We start from the raw sequence: 6,000 nt of genomic DNA on the forward strand, positions 1-6,000 counted from the left end.
CTGATTCGGTGTCAGGGATTGCTTGGAAGCACCGCCAGCCCGGGGGGATGGTAGGGGGTGGGTGGGGGGTTGTAAATTCGGAATGCTGTGTTCGGTTACGAGTGCGTCTCCGGCGTGTGGCGAGCCCGTTGCGATACCGGGAAGACATCCGCGATGGCGTCGAAGCCTGTCCTGGCGTAATCGGATCACTCTATCGCGCCGAAAACGTAGGTAGACCGCTGATTGGACTCTGGGCTGATCGTGGATCCGCACGTAGAGTCCAAGGCGACACCGTGTTGCGAACTGGTGGAGAAAGCTTATGGCGCGAATAATACTCGGGATCGGCACCTCTCATTCACCGCTTCTGACGTTGCATCCCTCGGAGTGGCACAACCGGGCGAAGGCGGATTACGCGAACCCTGCCCTGACGCTTTCGGACGGCCGCTCCGTGTCCTACCAACAACTCGTTGCATTGCGCGGCGAGCCTTACGCCGACGTTACGACCCCTGACATGTTCGCGACCCTGGCGACCCGTTGCCAGGGCCATCTGGACCATCTGGCCGCTGAAATCGCACAGGCCAAGCCTGATCTCGTGATGATCGTCGGGGACGACCACGCGGAATTCTATCGCCGCGGCAACATGCCCGCGTTCGCCGTCTACTGCGGGGATGAGATCGTTACCCATGCTTATGGCGGCTCGCTGCCCGATTGGCGCAAGCCGGTGGCCGAGGGCTATGCGATGGATAAGGTCCACCGGTTCCTGGGCGCGGCGGATTTCGCGCGCAGGATTGTCGAGGGCCTCATCGAGCAATCGATCGACGTGGCGATCGCCAGTGACGTACCAGAACCTGAGAAACTAGGATTCGGGCATGCTTTTGGCTTCCCGATCAAACGGCTCTTCGGCGGGCGGCCGATCCCCACGCTTCCCGTCATGCTCAACACCTACTTCCCGCCCAACGTTCCGACCTCGGCGCGATGCCTGGAAATCGGGCGGGCGCTTCGCATCGCGATCGAAGCCGCACCGGACGACCTGAAAGTGGCGATCCTGGCGTCCGGCGGATTGAGCCACTTCGTCGTCGAGGAAGTGCTCGACCGCATGGTGATCGACAATCTCGGTCAGGATGAAGGCAGGGCCCTCGGTTCGATCCCCCGAGCGGCCTTGCTGGAGGGTTCATCGGAAATCCTCAATTGGGTCCTCGCCGTGGGGGCCGTCTCACACTTGCCGCTTCGCTACGCCGCCTACGAACCGCTTCGGCGCACCCCGGCGGGCACTGGCATCGGCGCCGCCTTCGCCGTGTGGAGGCACTGAATGACCGCCCGGAATGGTCCTCGGCCGGACCGGCCCGCCGTTCGGCGAAACCGAACCAAAATCTCCACCTCATCCGGCCGATCGGCCAGGGCCTGGCGCAGGATTTCCAGCAGCGTGCCGGAGGAGACGTGAAGATCGACGATCTGCGCGGTTTCGTCATAGACCAGATGGGAATGCGGTTCTGTCACCGTATCGAAGACGGGTTCGGCGGCGGTGCTGAACAGCCGGACCAGCAACCCGTGGTCGGCGAGCGTTTCCAGCTGGCGGGCGAGGTCGGCGTGCGTCGTGTTGAAGCCGGCCTCGGCGGCCATGCGCAGAACCTCGGCCAGGCCGAGATGTGTCTCGGGTGCGGTGCGCAGCAGGGTCAGCAGGCGCAGTAAGCCCCCCTGCCCTGACAGGCCAGCGCGGCGCAGTTCCTCCCGACAGGCAGCCTCCACAGCCTGTGGCATGCAATCCTCCCTCCCCGGTGTTCCGGGTGATCGCGGGCGGGCATGGTATCGAACCCGACACGGTGTCCGGGCGCGGCTGTGGGTCAGCCGCGTCCGGACATCGGTTCCGCCGGGTTTAGGCTACGTCGTAACGGTCGAGGTTCATCACCTTGGTCCAGGCAGCCACGAAGTCCTTCACGAATGCCGCCTTCGCGTCATTGGAGGCATAGACTTCTGCCACCGCCCGCAGTTGCGAGTCCGAACCGAAAATCAGATCGACACGGGTGCCGGTCCATTTGTGGGCTTTCGTTGCTCGGTCGTGGCCTTCGAACACGCCCTCGGCCGCGGCGGCGGGCTGCCATTCCGTGCCCATGTCCAGCAGGTTGACGAAGAAGTCGTTGGTCAACGCGCCGGATTGGCTGGTGAACGCGCCGCGTTCGGACGCCCCGGTATTGGCACCCAGCACGCGCAGGCCACCGACGAGGACCGTCATCTCAGGCGCGGTCAGCGTCAGCAAATTCGCCCGATCCACCAGCAGTTCCTCGGCCGACCGGCGATGTCCGCTTTGGAGATAGTTGCGGAAGCCGTCCGCGGTGGGTTCCAGCACGGCGAACGATTCCACGTCGGTCTGGTCCTGCGACGCGTCCGCCCGACCGGGCGTGAACGGCACCGTCACGTCGTGGCCGGCCTTCTTCGCCGCTGCCTCGACGGCCGCGCAACCGCCCAGGACGATCAGATCGGCGAGCGAAACCTGCTTGCCGCCGGCCTGGAACGCCTTCTGGACCTCCTCCAGCTTGCCGAGGACAGTTGCCAGTTGCGCCGGCTGGTTGACCTCCCAATCCTTCTGCGGTGCCAATCGAATGCGCGCGCCGTTCGCTCCGCCGCGCTTGTCGGAGCCACGGAAGGTCGAGGCCGACGCCCAGGCGGTGGAGACCAGTTGGGAAATGGACAGGCCGGATGCGAGGATTTTTGCTTTCAGCGACGCAATATCCTGCGCGCCGATCGGTTCATGCCGCACCTCGGGGATGGGATCCTGCCACAGCAGCGTCTCGGACGGCACCAATGCGCCGAGGTAACGAGCGCGCGGCCCCATGTCGCGATGGGTCAGCTTGTACCAGGCCCGGGCGAAGGCGTCGGCAAACGCCTGCGGGTTTTCGTGGAAGCGCTTTGAAATCGGCGCGTAGATCGGGTCCAACCGCAGCGCGAGGTCCGACGTCAGCATCATCGGGGCATGCCGCTTCGCCGGATCGTGGGCGTCGGGCACGGTACCCTTCGCGGAGGCGTCCTTGGGGGTCCACTGGAACGCACCGGCCGGGCTCTTCGTCAGTTCCCACTCGTAACCAAACAGGGTGTCGAAGAACTTGTTGTCCCACTGCGTCGGGGTGGCGGTCCAGGCGCCTTCCAACCCGCTGCTGATGGTGTGGACGCCGCTGCCGCTGCCAAACGTGCTTTTCCAGCCGAGGCCTTGCTGCTCGATCGGCGCGCCCTCGGGTTCGGGACCGACATACTGGCCGGGGTCGGCGGCGCCGTGGGCTTTGCCGAATGTGTGGCCGCCGGCGATCAGCGCGACGGTTTCCTCATCATTCATCGCCATGCGCGCGAATGTTTCGCGAATGTCCCGTGCCGAGGCGAGCGGATCGGGCTTGCCGTTCGGACCTTCCGGATTGACGTAGATCAGACCCATCTGAACGGCGCCGAGGGGACCCTGCAGCTCACGGTCGCCGCTGTAGCGCTCGTCGCCGAGCCACTTGTGTTCGGGACCCCAGTTGATGTCTTCCTCCGGCTCCCAGATGTCCTCGCGTCCGCCGGCGAAACCGAAGGTCTTGAAGCCCATCGACTCAAGGGCAACGTTGCCGGTGAGAACCATCAGGTCGGCCCAGGAGATTTTCCGGCCGTATTTCTGCTTGATCGGCCAGAGTAGCCGGCGCGCCTTGTCGAGGCTGACGTTGTCCGGCCAACTGTTGAGGGGGGCGAAACGTTGCGTGCCGGAGCCGGCACCGCCGCGGCCATCGCCGATGCGGTAGGTGCCCGCGCTGTGCCATGCCATGCGGATGAAAAACGCGCCGTAGTGGCCATAGTCGGCGGGCCACCAATCCTGCGAGTCCGTCATCAACGCATGCAGGTCCTTGACCACGGCGTTCAGGTCGAGGCTCTTGAATTCCTTGGCGTAGTCGAATGCCTGGCCCATCGGATCGCACAAAGGCGAATTCTGGTGGAGAACATGAAGATTCAGCTTATGCGGCCACCAGTCACGGTTCACCCTGGCCAGAACCGTCTGATGTCCGCTAGCCCCGCCCGACACCGGGCACTTGTTTTCTGTTGACATGTTTCCTCATTGCCTCAGTTAGCGATGTACGCAGTCGACGGTAGCATTTCGGCACCTGCCGGCCCAATCGATTTTATTGGAGTGTTCCATTGAGCGTCTCTTTGCAAGGGGGGCCTCAAGGATGGCCAGCCGCCCTGTTTCGCAACGATTCCGACCAGACTTTCAGGGACCGCGGACGCAGGCCGATAACGGGATGCGGCACGGTCATTTTGGCCTGGTCCCCGTGGGCAATTAACTTTTGATGTCGCGGTTCCTGACCCCGTGTTTGGGGCAGCGAACCGGTTCCTGGGGGGGGCGCTCGTCCCTGGCGCGCGCACCGGGGCGTAAGCCCGCGAGGGGCCGTTATGGATCGGAATCGATCCCTTCCATCGGGTGCCGAAGGAAGGGATCTGTCCGGTTACGCGGCCCCTGGCATCTGATCCAGGAACCCGGTGACCTGCGCCAGGCGCCCGTCCGGGGCGACCGCCGCGAAGTCGGTGCCTCGGGCGATGACCTGGCCGTCGGCGGGGGCCAGAGTCCAGGAGAAGCGGGCATAGGGGCCGTGGCCGTCCGGCTGGCCGGTCAGAGCGAAGCGGTAGCCGGGGAACTTGCCGTGGACACCGCCGATCAGGGCGGAGATTCCGGCCTGGCCCTCGGCTTTCATCATTGGGTCGGCGTAACAGGCATCCTCGGTCCACAGGGTGTCGATCAGGCGACGCCGAGCGGCAGGGTCGGTTTCGTTCCAGGTGGCGATGTAACGTTGGGCTAGGGTTTGGGCGTCGGTCATTGCGTTTTCCTTGCGAGCCACCGGCATGATTGCCGGTGTGGGGCAAGGATGCGGATCGCGCGGCATGGAAGCGATTAAGCGCGAGGTAAAATTCGCCCCGACAGAGCGGCGGCCGTGACCGCCAGGCGGTCACCCAGGCGCCTGGGGGTTACGATCGACGGCCAGCGCGCCAGGTCTCGCCGGGCGAGGACGGCTGGAAGGGCGGCGGCGAGGGCGGTGCGGGGGATGGGGGTCTTGGCGGCGTTGGCCAGCAGGTTTTGGCCTTCGCGGATCATGTCTTGCTGGACGGCGCGTGCGGCGGGGGAGCCGGGGTTGTCGATGAAGGCCTCGGGAGACAGGTCGTGGGTGGCCAGCAGGTCTCGGGGCAGCAGGCAGGTGCCTTGCGCCGCCAGCGTCCCGGTCGTTCGGGTCAGACCGGCGATCCCGTAGGCGGCACCGAACGGGCGGAAGATGTCCGGGTTGGCGGCACCCAGCGCAGCGGCGGCGGCGGCGGCGAGGCCCCCTGCCCCGGCCAGCAGCCAGGCGCGCCAGTCGGCGAGGGTCTCGAAGTCGGCGTAGGCCTCGGTTTCGCGGGCTTCGATAATGGTCAGCAGGCGGGTTGCGTCCAGGGCGCCTGTGGCGATGGCCTCGGACAGGGGAGAGGCGATTTCGTGGCGCTTGGCTTCGCCTTCTACGACTTCGCGCCACCATTGCAGGCGGATCAGGGCGAGTGTCGGTTCGCTGGCGACTTCGCGTGCTCGTGCCAGTTCGTGGTTGAAGGCGTAGAGGGTCAGCAGGGCGTCTCGCCGCTGGGATGGGGCGAACAGCGCGGTCAGGAACCGGTCGGGGTCGTGGCGGCGCACCAGGGCGGCGATCGCTTCGTTCATGGCGGCGTGGTGGCGTGGTTCGGGCGCGGTGGCAAGGGTGTGGTGGGGAGGGGATTGGGTCGCCGAGGCAGCCCCATAGACGTCGAGATAGCGATGGCTTGGCCGGCCGGCACGCTTTCTTCGTCATGTCCGGGCGCGTCCCGGCCATCTTCGCACCGACTGGCGAAGCGCGGATGGCCGGGACACGCCCACGGTTGTCTGGCACGTTTCTTGATATGATACGGTATCAAACTGTCTCATATCAGGACACCCTGTCCGGGCACGCCCTTGACGCTTTGCGGCGGTTTGAGAAGTTGGCAGAAGCCGCGCAGATGCATGAGATTGGC

The 6,000-nt window shown here is 65.3% G+C and carries 5 protein-coding genes; 1 reads left to right on the plus strand and 4 read right to left on the minus strand.

The genetic code is table 11. The annotated features are described in order from the left end of the window. Nucleotides 1-298 precede the first annotated feature (298 nt). Complete coding sequence (locus GSQ89_RS11845) at nt 299-1,288, plus strand: hypothetical protein (RefSeq protein WP_158925250.1); 990 nt, start codon at nt 299-301, stop codon at nt 1,286-1,288. Here the strand turns inward: GSQ89_RS11845 and GSQ89_RS11850 are convergent. The 4 genes from GSQ89_RS11850 to GSQ89_RS11865 form a co-directional block, all read right to left on the minus strand. After that, nucleotides 1,219-1,737 (minus strand): transcriptional repressor, encoded by a 519-nt coding sequence (locus GSQ89_RS11850; RefSeq protein WP_158925252.1) that lies wholly within the window; start codon nt 1,735-1,737, stop codon nt 1,219-1,221. The genes GSQ89_RS11845 and GSQ89_RS11850 overlap by 70 nt on opposite strands. Nucleotides 1,738-1,852: 115 nt before the next feature. Beyond that, the gene (katG, locus tag GSQ89_RS11855; protein WP_158925254.1) at nt 1,853-4,042 is read right to left on the minus strand and encodes a catalase/peroxidase HPI; all 2,190 of its coding nucleotides are present in this window, start codon (nt 4,040-4,042) and stop codon (nt 1,853-1,855) included. A 397-nt stretch (nt 4,043-4,439) separates the two neighbouring features. Next, nucleotides 4,440-4,808, minus strand: a complete 369-nt coding sequence (locus tag GSQ89_RS11860) for a nuclear transport factor 2 family protein (protein ID WP_158925256.1) — start codon at nt 4,806-4,808, stop codon at nt 4,440-4,442. 74 nt (nt 4,809-4,882) lie between these two features. Then, nucleotides 4,883-5,674 carry a squalene/phytoene synthase family protein gene (locus tag GSQ89_RS11865; protein ID WP_158925258.1) on the minus strand — a complete coding sequence of 264 codons (792 nt, stop codon included), beginning with the start codon at nt 5,672-5,674 and terminating at the stop codon, nt 4,883-4,885. Nucleotides 5,675-6,000 lie beyond the last annotated feature (326 nt).

The organism is Acidisphaera sp. S103, assembly GCF_009765975.1.
In the GTDB taxonomy this organism is placed as follows: Bacteria; Pseudomonadota; Alphaproteobacteria; order Acetobacterales; family Acetobacteraceae; genus Rhodopila.